The organism is Vibrio sp. S/42/10, assembly GCF_029890535.1.
In the GTDB taxonomy this organism is placed as follows: domain Bacteria; phylum Pseudomonadota; class Gammaproteobacteria; order Enterobacterales; family Vibrionaceae; genus Vibrio; species Vibrio cyclitrophicus.
This window is the reverse complement of sequence record NZ_JAKMZC010000016.1, coordinates 71575-88674: the sequence shown is the minus strand read 5'-3', so window position 1 is coordinate 88674 and position 17100 is coordinate 71575. Positions and strand designations below refer to the sequence as shown.

The window sequence follows — 17100 nt, the reverse complement described above, 5'->3', positions numbered from 1 at the left end:
TGTACTTGCTATTTACAATAATTCGCAGAAAGTATTCTTTGAAATCAAAGATCATCATCATAGTTATGATTTGAAATCATACTTATATTGTAACTCGATTTTTGCATAGCCTGGAATGCCTTCTCTCGTGCCCATTTGTGTGCAGAGTCGTTGTCATACTTAGGGTGCCACATCAGCCAATAGGTATGCATTTCAGTATCAAACGGCAAAGAAAAATAAGTAGTCTCTAGGTGTCGTCCTAAGTTATGAGCGATATGTTCAGGCACAATCATTAGATAATCATCTTGCATCAACACCGTGCCTGCCGACGAGAAAAACGGAACCTGTAAAGCAACTCTACGTTTAAGATTTTGTTTCTTTAATGCAATATCCGCGTAACTGTCTTTGTCTCCGCCACCCGTCACTTTAATATGTGAGTAATTAACGATATCCTTCGCACTCAAGGCTAATTGCTGAGCGAGCGGATGAGACTTACGCATCAAACACACCGATTTATCTTCACCAAGCTTAATGCTCGATACTTGCTCTGGTTTTTTGGGAAACATGCTGGAAGCTAAATGAATACCCGACTCGTTTAGCGCTTCAAGATAATTGGGCTGCCATAAACGGTAAGCCAAATTAATATTTGGGGCTTCTGCAGAGACTTCAGAGACAATGACAGGAAGAATATACTGAGCAACATAATCGCTGGACGATAACACCAATTCACCCTGCCAGTCTTGTGGTTCAAAGGGTTTATCATCCAATAAATGGTCGAACTCACCCAACAAATCATCCAGTTTTCCCTTGAGAAGCAGAGCTCGATTGGTAGGAACCAGCTTGTTGCCATCACGAACAAGGAGAGGGTCACCACACAAGTCTCTAAGTTGAGCCAATTGGCGACTCACCGCCGATTGCGTTATGTGCAGGCGCTGAGCTGCACGGCTTACATGGCACTCTTCAAGGAGCACATGCAGCGAGCGCAGCAAGTTTAAATTTACATTACTTAGCAAAATTTAGGCTCCTAGCAAGATTGAAGCTCCTAACCATGTTGACGCTCTTAGCGCAGTCGATCACTCCTAACATGAACGGCCTAACGAATTCTGTTTGTTAAAAAACTCGGTCAAAACCGTATGCGTCATTAGGTGGCGAAGATCTGGGTAACTTTGCAATTGATCGCGGACTTGATTCAAGTGCTTCATGCTTTCCACTTCGATGTACAACATCATATCCGTCTCACCGCTGATCGAATGGCACCATTGAACCCCGTCAATACTCTGGATACGTTTCGCGTAAGACTCACAACTGTGGTTACTACTCGCTAGATCAAACTTCAATGTAATATAAGCGCACACATTCTTAGGTTGATCAGGTTCCGCTATCTGCGCGCAATACCCTGTAATCACCTTATCGTTTTCTAATTTCTTGATTCTAGCATTGACTGCAGAGCGAGAAAGGCTCACGTCTCTAGCAATATCGCTCACTGAGCATCGAGCATTAATTTTGAGGATATCTAAAATTTGCCGATCAAATTTATCCATGATTGCGATGACTTCCATTATTGTTCTATTTATAGGGACTAATTTGACACAGTTTTCCTCGATAGAACAGCCGACACTTTCACGTTGAATTGAATCAATACCGTTAAAATGACCGCCTCTTAAGACGTTTCGCTAGCTGCATTATTGATAGCGACAATGTATGCTTTCAATCACAATGCAGAATATGCACTCTGCACCTCAATTCTAACTGAAAACAACACCGCACCATCAGCAAGGACAGCGAATGACGCAACTCAAACAAGAGATCACCTTGATCTCAGGAATCGGACAACTCTCAACCACTTTGCTAGGTACTGGGTTATTTATGATTCCAGCCATCGCCGCAGGAATCGCAGGACAATTATCACTGTTAGCTTGGTTGATATTGTTTATCGCAATCTGTCCAATTGCGCTTACCTTTGCAGCGTTAGGGAAACGCTACCCGAATGCGGGTGGCACAGCTTATTTTGTCCGTCAGGCATTCAGCGAACGTTTAGAAACAAGTGTTGCATGGTTATTCGTAAGTGTCGTTCCTGTGGGTATACCTGCCGCCATTGCATTAGCCGGAGGTTTTGCTCAACAGCTATTACCTGCGCCACTCGATACGCCTCTTGGAGCGCAATTCATTACCGTTGCACTGCTTATTGTGGTTAACCTCATGGGCAGCAAGTCGTCTGGTCGACTGCAAACGATTATTGCACTTTCAATATTTGCTTTAGTCAGCGCTTTTGTCTGGAAAGCTGATATCGGGGCTACTGATGTTGTTATTCCTGCAATTACATCAGATTCAATATGGTCAATTGGTGCAGCGCTTGCGGTGATGTTTTGGTGTTTTGTTGGCATAGAAGCTTTTGCTCACATGGGTGAAGAGTTTAAAAACCCACAACGTGATTTTCCAATCGCGATCATCGCTGGGTGCTTTGTCGCGGGCATCGTCTATTGGGCTTGCTCGGTGGTCATCATCAAAGTGGGTGCTTACGGTTCGCCTGAGTTTGATGCGACTTCAATCCCATGGGTTACGGAACAACTGTTTGGTAATGGATTTAAAACGGTGATAAGCGTTCTAGGATTCTTCGCATGTTTTGCGAGCTTAAACCTTTATACTCAAAGCTTATCTAGAATGATCTGGGCTCAGGCACGCCAACACAGACCAGAAAGCCGAATGGCAAAACTTAACAGCCATGGCGTACCGCTTTACCCAACCCTAGCGATTGGCTTTATTGCGCTTATATCGTGCGTAATTGGTGAACTATCTGATTTGGATCTTGAATTCTTTCTCAAGCTTGCTAATGGTATTTTTGTTCTGGTTTATCTGCTCGCAATGTTAGCGGCTTGTCGCTTGTTAACTGGAACATCGAGATACACAGCTATGGTTGCTCTCGTTATTTGTACCTTGGTTTTTATCTGCTTAGGTTGGTCAATGCTCTACGCGGTTATCACCTTTATGACACTGTCACTTCCTTGGCGCAAGTGGCTAGGTAAACCAACGGTTTCTATCGACAAATTGTAAGGTAACGTTCGCAACCATTCTTGATAAAGCTTAGAAGCCGCCTATCAAATTCACAGCAATAATGTCAAAATCAGAGCACTATTGATAAAAAAGCCGAGCGATCTCTTTGATCTTCGGCTTCACATCATCTAACGAGATGTTGCCAAAACCCAATACCACCGCGCTCCAATCACGCCCAGCACTCGATCCATATTCGTAAAAATCAAACGGTCGAATCACAATATTTTCTTGCTCTGCTTTACGGCTCCACTCTTGCTCTGATATCCCATTTAACCATTTAACCATAACATGTAGCCCTGCCGCTTGACTGACCACCTCAAGATCACCATTAAATTCGCTATCAATGGCCTCGATCATCGCTTCATATTTGAGTTTGTATAAACGACGCATCTTTCTGATATGTCTTAATAAGTCACCTTCACGAACAAAATCAGCTAATGCTGCTTGCGTATGTGAGGCCGTGTCTCCACTGAGCGCGTCTTTAATCTCCAAACACTTAGTAACTAATTGTTCTGGTACCACCAAGTAACCTAAACGAAGGCCATTGAACATCACCTTACTCATCGAGCCAACATAAATGATTCGATCATCAAACCCCAGTTTCCCTGCCAAGCCTTGCATACTGGTATAAGGGCGATGAGCAAACTGAAACTCACTGTCGTAGTCGTCCTCAATGATCCAAGACTCATGTTTGTTGGCCCAATCGATAAGTTTTAAACGCTGATCTGTGTTGAGTGTTGTACCCATCGGGTATTGATTACTGGGGGTGACATACAAGGCCTTAGCATCGCTGGCGAGTATTTTTTCAATATCAAGGCCAACTTTTTCTCGGACACTCACACCATCCAATTCAAGCTTGAATAGATCAACAATTTTATGTACTTGTCGATAGCCAGGCTCTTCCATAAGAATCTTATCGCCCACCTCCAACGTCGCCATTAAACCTATTGAAATCGCTTGCTGCGCACCTGCCGTAATAATAATTCTATCGGCATGACAGCGAACTGAACGGCTACTTGCAAGGTAACCGCTCAACGCTTCTCTCAATGCCAAACTTCCCTGGACGTCTTGATTCCCCGCGATGCTCTGACGCTCAGAGTGGCGTTGTAACAGTCTTTGCCACTTAGTAAAAGGGAAAGCATTCAAGTCAGGAACTCCCGGTGCAAAACTTCGGTTGATATCATTGGGTGTCACTCGCGCGCTACTTGGCATATCAACCTCTGCACTCACATCATGTGAACTCTGAATACCGTTCGATTGAGAGAAACTCAAGAAATACTCTGGCTGCTCAACCGACACATAAAAGCCTGAACCTTTCTTGCTCTCGATATAGCCTTCTGTGACCAGCTGTTCATACGCGTAAATCACCGTATTTCGGCTCACAGACAACTCAATAGCCAATTTACGCGTTGAAGGTAACTTATAGCCTCTGCTCCATAAATTTTGAACGATCTTCTCTCTGATTGCATGAAACAAGGCGGTTTGACGAGTTTCATGTTGATCGTTTAACTGTAGGTCACCGACATAAATAGGCTGCATAACTGGATCCAAATAGTGTTTAAAAGTGGCTCTATTTAATAGACCAGTTAATCGATACATTGATCAAAAGGCAATGATTAAGGAGCGATTATGTTATCTAACACGAAAAGAACAACGATTAAGAAAGGGGCTCACAAGGCCGTATTTAACACAGAAAAACTGCATCAAATCATCGACGAGAGCTTAATCGCACATATCGCATTACAGGGTGATCAAGGTCCGATGATAATTCCGATGCTCGCATGGCGAGTAGATGACATGGTCTACATTCATGGCGCTAAAAACAGTCGATTATTAAAAGGCTTAAAAAAGGGAGAACCAACCTGCCTAACGTTCACTTTGTTTGATGGATGGGTGCTAGCACGCTCTGCATTTCATCACAGCGCGCATTATCGTTCTGCTGTTGTATTGGGGTCATTCTCAGTCATCGATGACAATCATGAAAAGGATCGCTTGTTGAATATCTTTATCGAGCAAATCGCACCGGGAAGAACCAGCGAAGTCAGGCTCAGTAATGAGAAAGAGCTCAAGGCGACCGAGTTATTGGCGATACCTTTAACGGAAGCATCCGTGAAGATTGGTAAACATGGTGTAAATGATGATAAAACTGATATGGATATTCCCGTCTGGGCGGGTGTGTTGCCTTATCGCACCGTTGTAGGGCCACTGGAAACGGTTCCCGAGCAGAAAGGCCTCATCGAAAAACCAGATTATCAAGCAGCCTATGGCGAACGTTGGTATCAAAATTAACACACCAATATGGTCAACGGAACGGAGTTATATACAATCTGACTTACAGAAAATTAACATGACTCAATAATGTAATCAGATGATGACGATGAATAAGGACACTCTCCCACTTAAAGGCTTGCTCAATGGTATTGGGCAAGTCTATTTCACACCGTCCGTCATGACGTCACTTCTGCTGTTGCTTGCTATTTCTATTGAATCACTGGCACTGGCTTGCCTAACCCTGCTTGGTGCAAGTTGCAGTTATGCATTGGTCTTTTATATATTTACCTTCAGCAACACAAACAAGTCAGTTGACAACATTAGTAGCGGCATGTACGCATTAAATGGCGCTTTAATTGGTTTGTTTATCGGTAACTTTTTTGGTGTCACACCATTATTGGTCCTAGTCACTGTGTTCGGCGCGTTGCTCACCGTTCCCATAGCCAACATTGTATTCAGCTTTAAGAAGTATCGCGCTTACACCAGCGCTTTTGTCCTCACATCTTGGCTAATTTATGTTATCCAATCGACCTTAGATCTATCGGCCTTTGCTACCCCCACCTCTGTATTCGTTCCAATAATCAGTATTGAGCAAGGTTCATGGTTTAATTTGTCAGCAGTGGTGATCCCGCTCTTAAAAGGGATCAGCCAAGTCAGCTTTATCGAAAATGCATTGTCGGGGCTAGTTATCTTAATCGCCATCGCACTTAACAACCTAAAACATGCTCTGTGGGTCGTTGCTTCGGTCGTTCTCAGCACAGCTTTTAGCCATATAATTGGCGCTTCTGGCGCGCTAATTGAGCAAGGTCTTTATGGGTACAATGCCATTCTTTCGACTCTTGCGCTTGTGCTTTATACACGAATCCCATGGCCGTTAATCCTATTAGGCATTCTTTTGAGCAGCCTCATCACACTCGGTTTTCATGAATTGTCACTACTGCCGCTGACGGCTCCTTTTATCCTTAGTACTTGGGTTATCGTTTATTTAACCACTCACTTTCAAAAGCGAGTCAAAGGCTAATAAAAGTAATGATCAGCATTCACTATCAAAACGTTCAATATACTGCTTAGGTGTTAGTCCTCGGTGTTTTTTGAACATCCTATTAAAGCTCGCGACATTGGTATAACCTAATCTCGTTGCAACTTCTTCTATCGGCACTGAATACAACAACAGTTCCACGGCCACGTTGCTTAACGCGTATCCCATTATGGTAGAAAAGTTAACACCCAATTTGTGTAATCGTCGCTGGAACTGCTGTTCAGATAGACCGAGTAAACTGGAAACTTTATGTAAGGTAGGCAAACCAAAATGACGACTATAATTGATCATCTCATAAGTCACCTTATGTTCATCACCAGCATCCGGCATATTGAGATAATTGTCTAAGTCATGAAAATTCATCGCCAGATTCGTTTTACTGTTCGATGGTGATTGATTAATGGATAACCTAGACTCACTCCGTATCCAAACCTCTGTACGCGGCTGCCCCCATTGAACCGTGCAACCGAAATACTCATGGTAAAGATCAACGTTATCTCGATGGCCGGCAATTGATACCGCCACAGGTTTAAAATCATCCCCTAAATAACGGCGCAAAATCTTCATAATGAAAATTGCCACTCTTATTGAGTCGTGTACTTTGCCCGTTTCCGTGTAAGCGGGATTGTCGTAGCACCATTTAATCATGGTCCCGACTTGAGCACCGTATAAGAAAGCACCCGACTGTAAACAGTGCAGTCCGATGTTGACTCTACGAATCGTCGACGCAAGATCGTGACCAGAAAAAAACCAATTCGTTAACGGGCCTAATCTTTCAATATCGACACGATCGGCCAATTTCAATATGATATCCGGATCATTAGTTTGCTGTTCAAGCAAGTCATACCATTTATCAACTTCATTCACCGGAATGAGGTTCATCGAGTTACTAAATACCGACTTAGGAATACCTAAACGCTCCACATTAACCATGGGATTCGTCACTGCATGCTGATAAATACCCAAAATTCCTAACGCTCTTAAGAAGTTACAATGGTTCATTCGTCGCTGCCCCCTAGAAGTTTAATGATAGATCAAATCATATAAACACTATTATCGAAATAATTGGTAAATTTACAACCTATAAATCCGACGTCCATCACACTCGGCGCATCATTTAGCTTAGGATTTATCAATGAGTTTATTAAGTGTCCCATTTGTCGGAACCGGTGCCGATACCGCATTGCACGTCGTAGCAGGCGTTGTATTAGTCGCAACTATCGCGGCTGCATGTTACGGATTCTGGCGTGTTCATGAATTACCAATCAATAAAGCTCACAGTAAAGAGCATCAACAACTCGGCTTAATCACCGCATTAACATGGATTGGTTTTATTTGGCATTGGGTATGGGTACTTGCCGTCATATTGGCCTTTGTTGATATGGAAAAAGCCATTATTAACCTGAGGGACACATGGAAAGCGCCAGCTAAACCTGACGTTCAACCAGAACAAAACGATAAAAATGAGGAGAACCCAGTATGTTAGAAGGTTTAGCTATTTGGGCACTGTTCATTTATTTACTGAGACTAGTGGGCATGCCGTGGAACAAAGGCACTAAGGCGTTCGCTTATCTCGGTGGTACGTCATGGTTGATGTTCGTGTGGGTTGGATTGATCAACTACACTCCGATGGATCTGTCGGGTGGTTCAGTTGTTCAGTCTCCACATATTCAGTTACGTCCGGACTCAACAGCGGTAACAGGGAAAACGACTAAAGTTCACATCAGTCCAAACCAAGATGTCATGGAAGGGCAGCTTCTTTATGAGATTGATGACACTAAATATGTAATCGCAAGAGACAAAGCAAGTGTTCAACTTGAATCAACGGAAGTCGCTTTAGACACAGCTCATCAAGAAGTTAGTATTGCTAAAATCAGTTACCAATCAGCGCTTGAAGACATCAAGGCTTCGATTGCACAAATAGAATCAGCAAAAACAGACTTAGTACTGCAATCAAAAACGCTTGATCGTTACCAGAAGCAAAACAGTGTCGTAGAACATACGATTACTGAAACTGACATCGACCAACAAACGGCAAAGGTAGACTTAGCAACTCATAATGTCACAACGCTAGAGTCTCAGCTCAGTAAAAAAGAAGTCGATGCCGAAAATGCGAAACTAAACATCCACAAAGCAGAAACCAATGTGAGTAAAAAGCAAACTGAAGTCGATTCAGCAAAGGCTACGTTGGCACAAGCACAATGGGATCTGAACAGCACCAAGGTAACCGCTCCAACCGACGGCTTTGTGACAAACTTTATCCTTCGTGAAGGACAGCGAGTTTCAATGATGCCTCGTATCCAAATGTATACCGAAGAAAAGTATGTATTGATGCGAGTGAATCACCAAGCGATTCGTAACGTAAAGGTTGGCCAACCCGCAGAGTTTTCTACCGCCGTATACCCGGGGAAAATATTCTCTGCGACCGTAGAAGGTATTGTAGAAGCGACAGGCGAAGCACAAGCTAACTTACTAGGCCTCGATGAGCAAGTTCGTGTAACGACAGGTCGAAACCTTCAGAACAAGCATCACTTTGTCCGTCTAAAAATTGATGAAGCGAAAGGTTACGATATACCAGTAGGTTCTGTTGGACTAGCATGGGTAAGCGGTGAAAAGCCAATTAGCTTTATGGGTTTCCTAGATGTGATTCGTGGAATCATCATTCGAATGAAGTCTCAACTATACTTCTTTTACTCCATCTAACACGCCTCATTAGTCAAAAAAAGAAAGCCCGTACGTTCTCAGATATTACGGGCTTTCTGTTTTTTTAACTTTCAGTTTTTTCTATTTTTTCGGCTACAAATTCTATCTAATAAAGGTCTAAAAGAACTTAAAAATGCAGAAACCTCAGCGCCTCTACCGTTTACTCTTATTGGCGACCAAACGACCAACACTTGCAAATTGCAATTGCAAAATGCGATATCGAATTCCAAAAAAGCGAACAAAACGCTCAAATACGCACCAAATTGCTATAAAACAACCGTTTCATGCTGTTTTAAAAGTTGGCACACTACCTGCAATGTATATATTGACCCTTCTTAAGCCGAGGGTCACCTAGCCAACTGACGTTGTTAGTGAACCTTTCTTGTTCACAAAATATATAAGCCAATTGCGGTTATTGCGATTGGCTATTTTTTTGCCTGTCGTTTGATTAACCCCCCTCCTAAATATACAGACACCCATTCAAAATAATAATAACCAACATTAACATCCAACACCCGACATTAGACAAGTAATGCGTTATAGAAAACGTTTTCTATTTATTTATATGGCACAATAAAAAAAATAACCCCATGTTATATAAGATAATTAATTCGTTAACCTACTCAGACGTACAACTATTGACAAAAATAGCATTGACTATGTGATTTATACCACCATAATGCGCTCGTTTGCCTGCAATACGGCAACCGTTATTTTTAATTTTGATCAATTGCGGAGGTAAAAGATGGCTGCGGATAATAACTACAGTCTTGGGCCGGTTCCAGCATCGGCTAGGAAAGGAGTTGCTTCACTCACCATGGTAATGCTTGGACTCACTTTCTTCTCTGCAAGTATGTGGACAGGTGGTTCACTCGGGACAGGCCTCTCATTCAACGATTTTTTCCTCGCCGTTCTCATCGGTAACCTAATTCTTGGTATTTACACTTCTTTTCTTGGCTACATCGGCTCATCTACTGGCCTCTCTACTCACCTCCTAGCTCGTTTCTCTTTCGGTACAAAAGGCTCATGGCTTCCTTCTGCTCTACTTGGTGGTACACAAGTCGGTTGGTTTGGCGTAGGTGTAGCGATGTTCGCAATTCCAGTACAGAAAGCGACGGGCATTGATACCAACACTTTGATTATTGTGTCAGGCCTTTTGATGACAGGTACGGTGTACTTCGGTATTAAAGCGCTAATGGTGCTTTCAGCGATTGCTGTTCCAGCGATTGCAATTCTAGGTGGTTACTCAGTGTTGACTGCGGTAGACAGCGTTGGCGGACTAGAACAGCTACAACTGATTAAACCAGAAACTCCAATGGACTTCTCAATGGCCTTAGCAATGGTTGTAGGTTCATTTGTTAGTGCAGGTACGCTAACGGCCGATTTTGTTCGCTTTGGTAAAAAGCCAGCGAGCGCAGTATTAATCACAATGGTTGCATTCTTCATCGGTAACTCACTGATGTTTATCTTCGGTGCAGCCGGTGCAGCAGCAACAGGCCAATCAGACATTTCAGATGTAATGATCGCACAAGGGCTGCTGCTTCCAGCGATCATCGTGCTTGGCTTGAACATCTGGACAACCAATGAAAACGCTCTTTATGCATCTGGCCTTGGTTTATCTAACATCACTGGTCGCTCAAGTACTACAATGTCTATCATTAACGGCATCATCGGTACGATTTTCGCGCTTTGGTTGTACAACAACTTCGTAGGTTGGCTAACCTTCCTATCGTTGGCGATTCCACCAATTGGTGGCGTAATCATCGCCGACTTCTTTGCGAATCGTAAACGTTACAAAGATTTTGCAAATGCAGAGTTCCAAACCGTTAATTGGGCTGGCATTATCGCGGTAGCAACAGGCGTAGCCGCTGGTCATTTCCTTCCTGGCGTTGTTCCTTTGAACGCAGTGTTAGGTGGTGCAATCAGTTACCTCGTGCTTAATCCTCTATTGAACAAAAAAGCTCTGAAATCTCAGGCCGCTTAAGGACACACTATGACAACCTTATTAATCAAGAACGCGAAACTTCAAGACCAAGAGGGCTTGAAACAGATTCTGATTGAAAATGGTCAATTTTCTCGCATTCTCGATAATGACGCACAAATTAATCATCAAGGTGACATTCTTGATGCTGAAGGTGGCATTGCAGTTACACCGTTCTGTGAACCGCACATCCACCTAGATACCACTCAAACCGCTGGTGAGCCTAACTGGAACATCTCTGGCACTTTGTTTGAAGGTATTGAGCGTTGGGCTGAGCGCAAAGAACTGCTATCAATTGAAGACGTTAAATCTCGTGCGAAGCAAACACTGAAATGGCAGATCGCTAACGGTGTTCAACACGTGCGTACTCACGTTGACGTATCTGACCCAACGTTAGTTGCGTTAAGAGCGATGGTTGAAGTTCGTGAAGAGATGAAAGAGTGGGTCGACATTCAGATCGTTGCATTCCCTCAGGAAGGCATTCTTTCATACCCTAACGGCAAAGAGTTGCTTGAAGAAGCAGTGAAGATCGGCGCTGACGTTATTGGCGCTATCCCTCACTTCGAATTCACTCGTGAATACGGTGTTGAATCTCTGCATTACGTGTTCGAGCTTGCACGCAAGTACGACTGTCTGATCGACGTTCACTGTGACGAAATCGACGACGAACAATCTCGTTTTGTTGAAACACTGGCAGCCCTTGCTCATAAATTTGAGATGGGTGAAAAGGTAACAGCAAGCCACACAACGGCGATGGGTTCTTACAACGGTGCTTACGCGTCTCGTCTGTTCCGTCTATTGAAGATGTCTGGTATCAATTTCGTAGCAAACCCGTTAGTGAACATTCACTTACAAGGCCGTTTCGACGATTACCCAAAACGCCGTGGCGTGACTCGTGTGAAAGAGATGCTAGCAGCAAACATCAACGTTTGTTTTGGCCACGATGATGTGTTTGACCCATGGTACCCGCTTGGCACAGCAAATATGCTTCAAGTTTTGCATATGGGGCTGCACGTAACACAAGTTATGGGCTATGACCAAATCAATACCTCACTTGATTTGATCAGCAAGAACTCAGCTCGTACTCTAAACATTCAAAACAACTACGGTATTGAACAAGGTAAACCAGGTAGCCTTCTGATCTTGCCTGCTGACAATGGCTTTGATGCTGTTCGTCGCCAAGTACCAGTTCAATACTCAGTTCGACACGGCAAGGTAATTGCTGAAACGCAACCTGCAAAAACAAAAATTAACTTAGATCAAATCGAAGATATCAACTTCAAACGTTAAGATCGTCTATACTAATGATGAAAAGGAAGCTACAGGCTTCCTTTTTACTTTGTCACTGCAGCAAAACCCTATAAAACTATCAGCTATTGAGGGTAGTTTATGTCGGTTGGCACAACATGACAAAAAAACTCGATGATTTATCAATCAATGAGTGTACAATCGGAAAGACTGTGTTAACATGCACTCGCTCTGTTAGCCGGAGTTATTTAAGTTAGATGAATAGTAAAAAATGACATGTAAAATCGTTACCCGTTTTTGTAAGTAGTTTTTCCTTATTTCTTAGCAATATTAAATAATTCAATTATCAGCGCATTGCAGTAATGCAATCAACAATTTAGAAAATTTATGAATAAGGGACAAATTATGTCTAACACAAATACTGGCACTGTAAAATGGTTTAACGAAGAGAAAGGTTTCGGTTTCATTTCTCAAGACAACGGCGGTGCTGACGTATTCGTACACTTCCGTGCAATCGCTTCAGAAGGCTTCAAAACTCTGAAAGAAGGCCAAAAGGTTTCTTTCGAAGTTGAAAACGGTCAAAAAGGCCTACAAGCAGCAAACGTTGTTGCTCAATAATTAGCTTTTAGCTAAAAAGAATTTTAAAGCGCTGATTTTTATCGGCGCTTTTTTATGTCTGCTTATAAATCTCCCCTATCTTTGTCCTTCCTTCGATGTAAGTTTAAATCGGTATATACCTAACGAGTCAAACTTCATCAATCAAAATTTCTAGCGATGTTATCGAGTGTTTTAACAAGCTAGGATGACCCATTATTTAGTTTGATTGGTATTAGGCGTCTACTATTCGGACATAGCTTCTAAACGTCACTTAGTGAGAATCATTGAAGTATTACAACACTCATATTCACTTGTAATTTTATAAAAACCCAATCTTCGTTCAAAAAAATCAACCCAAAATATGGTTAAAGAACAATCCATTACCTGCCATTTATCAATGCGCAATCGATATTCATAATAAAAATAAGTAATTTATCCAACCCTCATCCATTAATCATATAATTTTTGAAGCAAAGACCTTCGAAATCCGCTAATCTTGTCCGAAAGTGGCTTGAGTTAGTTTGGTATCTGCAGTAAAAATAATGAAAAAAGACGAATTTCAGAAATCCACCGCTAATCTAAAAAAAGCGGTACCTCTTATGATGAAGAACAGAGTGTCCACCACACCTGCAAATTATGCACTTTGGTACACCTATGTCGATAATGCTATCCCGCAGCTGACTCAAGACATGGATGGTATTTTGGAAAGCTACGGCATTTGCCCACCAGCTATTGGTGAGCAACTTTACAACAATTATGTTGCTAGCAAATCCGAAACCAACATCAACGATCTTCGCGCAAACTTAGAATTGTTGGTTTCTGAAGTCTCGAACTCGATGAACGATACGCTCACTGACACCTCCGCTTTCTCCGATATGATCGATAAAAGCTTCGAGGATCTAGCTCGTGTTGACAATGATAGTTTGTCTATCGATGAAGTCATGTCTTTGGTTCGCCAACTTGTTTCAGAATCTCGGAATATCCGTCACTCGACCCAATTTCTCAATTCTCAGTTGAATTCTGCAACGTCAGAGATCACCAAGCTGAAGACCCAATTGGTAGAAGTACAGAAAGATGCGCTTTTTGACAGCACAACGACGCTCTATAATCGTCGGTCTTTCGACCGTGATATAGAAACCTTGTGTGAAGCGAAACAATCTCTGTGTTTAATTCTGCTCGACATCGATCATTTTAAAAACTTCAATGACACGTATGGCCACTTGTTTGGTGACATGGTTCTTAAAGGAATTGCTCGTAAATTGAAATTAAGTTGCCGAGAAGGTATTTCAGCATACCGATTTGGTGGTGAAGAGTTCGCTCTTATCGTTCCAAACAAATCACTACGCATAGCTCGCCAACTTGCTGATACCAACCGACGTTCTCTAGAAAAGCTGTCGATTAAAGATCGCCGTAGTGGAAAACAGGTTGGTAATATTACCGCTTCGTTTGGTGTTGCTGAACTTGAACCAGGCGAATCAGCCCAGTCATTAGTTGAACGCGCGGATAAATTACTTTATGAAGCGAAATCACTTGGCCGTAACCGAGTCATGCCTCTTTAAGGTTATCACTAGTAAATCTCAACTAGAGCCAGTGAAGCATTAATCAATATACGTTGAGAAGAGCATCAAAAAGCCCCAAAGACTAACTACTGCGTTAATCTTTGGGGCTTTTCTCGTTAGTAGACGTATCGATTGATTATCTACTGGCTTTAACTTTATAGTTATCTCAACCCTATTTCATGTAACTAGATTTGGTAACAATAATTTAGACAGTAATCTTCACCACTTTTTGCTCTGAACTCTTTGTCTTCACTGCATGCCTTTGGTTTACCCTTCGCATCACCTTGAATCAAACTTATCCAGTGGCGCATTGCTGCGATAGTCTCTTCACGCATTGTGGTCGTAGCTTCCATTGGCGACTGGCCAAAGGTTGTGCAAGACTCAAGTTGAATATCATTAATCTCAACCAGTTCAATACAACCCGTTCCTTTATGGCAACCAATCATCACCTCTAAGTGGCTTCCGCTACCATCGCGGAACAAGATAGAGTCTGGGTCATTCTTCTCACCCATGTACGCTACAAACTGTTTAGGGTGCTTTAAGCCACTGTGCTGGCCATCTTTAAAGTAAGCCATGATATGGCGGTAATCGACTACGTAGCTAGTCACATCTTGATGTGAGCCGTTCTCTAACGGAAAAAGTCTATCAAGCAGTTGCTTCGCTTTCACTTGCTTCTCAGTTTGCTGGTTGGCACTGATTGTCTCCACGGCAAAGACAGCTTCAGCGATAAATGGCTTTGATTGTTTTTGGATTTCTGTTTTATCGAATGTCAGCATATTCATAGTCTTTCCCTCTTGACCAGTCCGGTGATAACCACCGATTTCTACAGCAAAAATGTGTCCTAGAGCAATTATTCCAAACTAACGTTTAATTTATTTGTCATTTTGTGAATTGCTTAGTTTGTAGATTAGCGTTTTTTTACATACAATTTCACAACAAAAATTTTACAATGTGAATTTTACAAATATGGCCTTGTCAAAAAGTTTAGTTCGTCAGTCACACTTCCTGGGTACGAAAATACGAAACCTAAGAAAACGTAACCATTTAACGATGGAAGATCTGTCTGCGCGTTGTATTAGAATCAACCCAGAATACGCACCTTCCGTTTCTTACCTCTCAATGATTGAACGTGGAAAGCGGGTTCCAAGCATTGATATGCTGGAGGTGGTAGCACAGGTCTTTCAGAAGAACCCAACCTGGTTCCTCGACGATGAATCTGAACAACAAGCCATTGCCCCTGATAAAGGGAATCGTGGTGGGATAAGTGGCATGGCACTTGAGCCTAGTTTCCTTTTCTCCAACGACATCCTACAAATTGCTATTCCTGAAATGCTGTCACAAACGGGAATCTCGGGCCGTCAGTTTGCGCATCTCTTGATTAGGGCACACCAAGAGAGCAACCAGAACCACTTCCCCGACCTTGAGCGCGCCGCAGAGGAAGTGGGCTTAAAACGCCTTAACCTCAGCGTAGAAGACCTTATAGACATCGCTAGAAACCTAGGAATCAACATCCGCTGGGTAACTCGTACACCACAAGACGTTGTTGATGAGCTAGGGATTAATGCCAAGCAGTTAGTCACCTCGTTTTTTGAGCCTCCCGGTACGATCTTCTTGAACGAGATTCTTAAAGAGTACCCTACCCGTCTGAAATACGACCTCTCGGTTTATATCGGCCATTGCATTCTGCACAGCAAAGAAGGCCTAAAGAGTGTGTTGTCGGTCGGTAACAACAACACATGGGACGACAACCAGGTATCAGGATCTTCACAGCTCAACTCTCAAGATATTCTACAAGCATGGCGAGATTTTGAATCCAGCTTCTTTGCTGGGGCATTGTTGTGCCCAAAAGTCCCGTTTAGGCAGTTACTCGACCGTACTGGTTACGAAATCGACGTTCACAAAAGAGCAGGGGTTTCCCCCTCTGTTGCGATGCGTCGAATGACGGTAGTATCGCCCTACCCTCACTGGCACTACTTTGATGCTTATGGGCCGGGGAAACTCAAGGCAGTTTACCGCGGGAACGGGATTCCGCTACCTTGGGGAAATATGAGAACGGTGGCTGATCCATGTCAACATTGGGCTGTATTCCGTCGATTATCAGAACCTCGAGCGGGAAGCTCGGCTCAAATCTCCATTTTGAATGTGGGCGATGAGCCAAGGATCTACTGCTGTGAATCTATCAATATGACGGATCCTGCCGGCAACAATCGCGTGTTATGTGCTGGTATAGATCTCAACCCTGCGATTGATGCTCAAGGCGGTAATTCAAGAGACATAGCAGAGCAACTTAAAGCGTCATGCGTTAATAACGGCGGTTCTGTGGTTATCCCACGTAACATCAAGAAAGATCTCACGACAATAGCCAAGATTCTAAATATAAATTGGATTGAACGTGGGATAGAGACAGAGGCGAGGCTTATCTGCTCAAGAGGAGGAGAATGCCCGCGCCAACCAAGCTGTTACTCGAAGTGCGGGGAGTAAAAAGTAATAACAAAAAATGGGACCTAAAATTCAGGCAAAAAAAAACCAATCACAAAAGGGTGATTGGTCATATATTTTGTGTGAACAATAAGGGTTCACTAACAACGTCAGTTGGCTAGGTGACCCTCGGCTTAAGAAGGGTCACTAATACTAATGCACTATGCGTGCCAACTTTAAAAACCCGTATTTTC

General features: G+C 42.9%; 15 protein-coding genes. 10 read left to right on the top strand and 5 right to left on the bottom strand.

Features of this window, described 5'->3' with window-relative positions:
- Positions 1–44 precede the first annotated feature (44 nt).
- Together L8S15_RS16910 and L8S15_RS16905 are read right to left on the bottom strand one after the other, a co-directional pair.
- Positions 45–992, bottom strand: a complete 948-nt coding sequence (locus L8S15_RS16910; protein WP_016788883.1) for a LysR family transcriptional regulator — start codon at positions 990–992, stop codon at positions 45–47.
- Between the two features lie 66 nt (positions 993–1058).
- The gene (locus L8S15_RS16905) at positions 1059–1520 is read right to left on the bottom strand and encodes an Lrp/AsnC family transcriptional regulator (RefSeq protein ID WP_029189134.1); all 462 of its coding nucleotides are present in this window, start codon (positions 1518–1520) and stop codon (positions 1059–1061) included.
- Positions 1521–1764: 244 nt separating this feature from the next.
- Between L8S15_RS16905 and yjeH the strand changes: the two genes are divergently transcribed.
- Entirely contained in the window at positions 1765–3030 is a 1266-nt protein-coding gene (gene yjeH / locus L8S15_RS16900; protein WP_102282575.1) for an L-methionine/branched-chain amino acid transporter, read from the top strand.
- 78 nt (positions 3031–3108) lie between these two features.
- Here the strand turns inward: yjeH and L8S15_RS16895 are convergent, their stop codons facing one another.
- The gene (locus L8S15_RS16895; RefSeq protein ID WP_280574304.1) at positions 3109–4569 is read right to left on the bottom strand and encodes a PLP-dependent aminotransferase family protein; all 1461 of its coding nucleotides are present in this window, start codon (positions 4567–4569) and stop codon (positions 3109–3111) included.
- Positions 4570–4659: 90 nt separating this feature from the next.
- Between L8S15_RS16895 and L8S15_RS16890 the strand changes: the two genes are divergently transcribed.
- Both L8S15_RS16890 and L8S15_RS16885 read left to right on the top strand, forming a co-directional pair.
- The gene (locus L8S15_RS16890) at positions 4660–5319 is read left to right on the top strand and encodes a pyridoxamine 5'-phosphate oxidase family protein (protein WP_016785079.1); all 660 of its coding nucleotides are present in this window, start codon (positions 4660–4662) and stop codon (positions 5317–5319) included.
- Positions 5320–5398: 79 nt separating this feature from the next.
- Positions 5399–6322, top strand: a complete 924-nt coding sequence (locus tag L8S15_RS16885) for an urea transporter (protein WP_016769123.1) — start codon at positions 5399–5401, stop codon at positions 6320–6322.
- 12 nt (positions 6323–6334) lie between these two features.
- On the opposite strand, the gene L8S15_RS16880 is transcribed toward L8S15_RS16885, so the two are convergent.
- Complete coding sequence (locus L8S15_RS16880; RefSeq protein ID WP_010428587.1) at positions 6335–7342, bottom strand: AraC family transcriptional regulator; 1008 nt, start codon at positions 7340–7342, stop codon at positions 6335–6337.
- Between the two features lie 133 nt (positions 7343–7475).
- Between L8S15_RS16880 and L8S15_RS16875 the strand changes: the two genes are divergently transcribed.
- The 6 genes from L8S15_RS16875 to L8S15_RS16850 all read left to right on the top strand — a co-directional run bounded on the left by L8S15_RS16875 (position 7476) and on the right by L8S15_RS16850 (position 14428).
- Positions 7476–7826 (top strand): MFS transporter, encoded by a 351-nt coding sequence (locus L8S15_RS16875; RefSeq protein WP_010428586.1) that lies wholly within the window; start codon positions 7476–7478, stop codon positions 7824–7826.
- Positions 7820–9043, top strand: a complete 1224-nt coding sequence (locus tag L8S15_RS16870; protein WP_016785078.1) for an HlyD family secretion protein — start codon at positions 7820–7822, stop codon at positions 9041–9043. The genes L8S15_RS16875 and L8S15_RS16870 overlap by 7 nt, the downstream gene beginning before the upstream one ends.
- 745 nt (positions 9044–9788) lie before the next feature.
- Positions 9789–11027: a cytosine permease gene (gene codB, locus L8S15_RS16865; RefSeq protein WP_010428581.1), complete on the top strand. Its 1239-nt coding sequence runs from the start codon at positions 9789–9791 to the stop codon at positions 11025–11027.
- 9 nt (positions 11028–11036) lie between these two features.
- The gene (locus L8S15_RS16860) at positions 11037–12314 is read left to right on the top strand and encodes a cytosine deaminase (RefSeq protein WP_010428579.1); all 1278 of its coding nucleotides are present in this window, start codon (positions 11037–11039) and stop codon (positions 12312–12314) included.
- 363 nt (positions 12315–12677) lie between these two features.
- Positions 12678–12890 (top strand): cold-shock protein, encoded by a 213-nt coding sequence (locus L8S15_RS16855; protein ID WP_004730009.1) that lies wholly within the window; start codon positions 12678–12680, stop codon positions 12888–12890.
- A gap of 521 nt (positions 12891–13411) precedes the next feature.
- Positions 13412–14428, top strand: coding sequence for a GGDEF domain-containing protein (locus tag L8S15_RS16850; protein ID WP_010428574.1), 1017 nt, complete (start codon positions 13412–13414; stop codon positions 14426–14428).
- Between the two features lie 185 nt (positions 14429–14613).
- Here L8S15_RS16850 and L8S15_RS16845 read toward each other — a convergent pair whose 3' ends face one another.
- Entirely contained in the window at positions 14614–15210 is a 597-nt protein-coding gene (locus L8S15_RS16845) for a malate synthase (protein ID WP_016789414.1), read from the bottom strand.
- A gap of 169 nt (positions 15211–15379) precedes the next feature.
- Here L8S15_RS16845 and L8S15_RS16840 point away from each other — a divergent pair, with 169 nt between their 5' ends.
- On the top strand, positions 15380–16909 hold the full coding sequence (locus L8S15_RS16840; protein ID WP_080572690.1) for a DUF3612 domain-containing protein: 1530 nt from the start codon (positions 15380–15382) through the stop codon (positions 16907–16909).
- Positions 16910–17100: the final 191 nt, after the last annotated feature.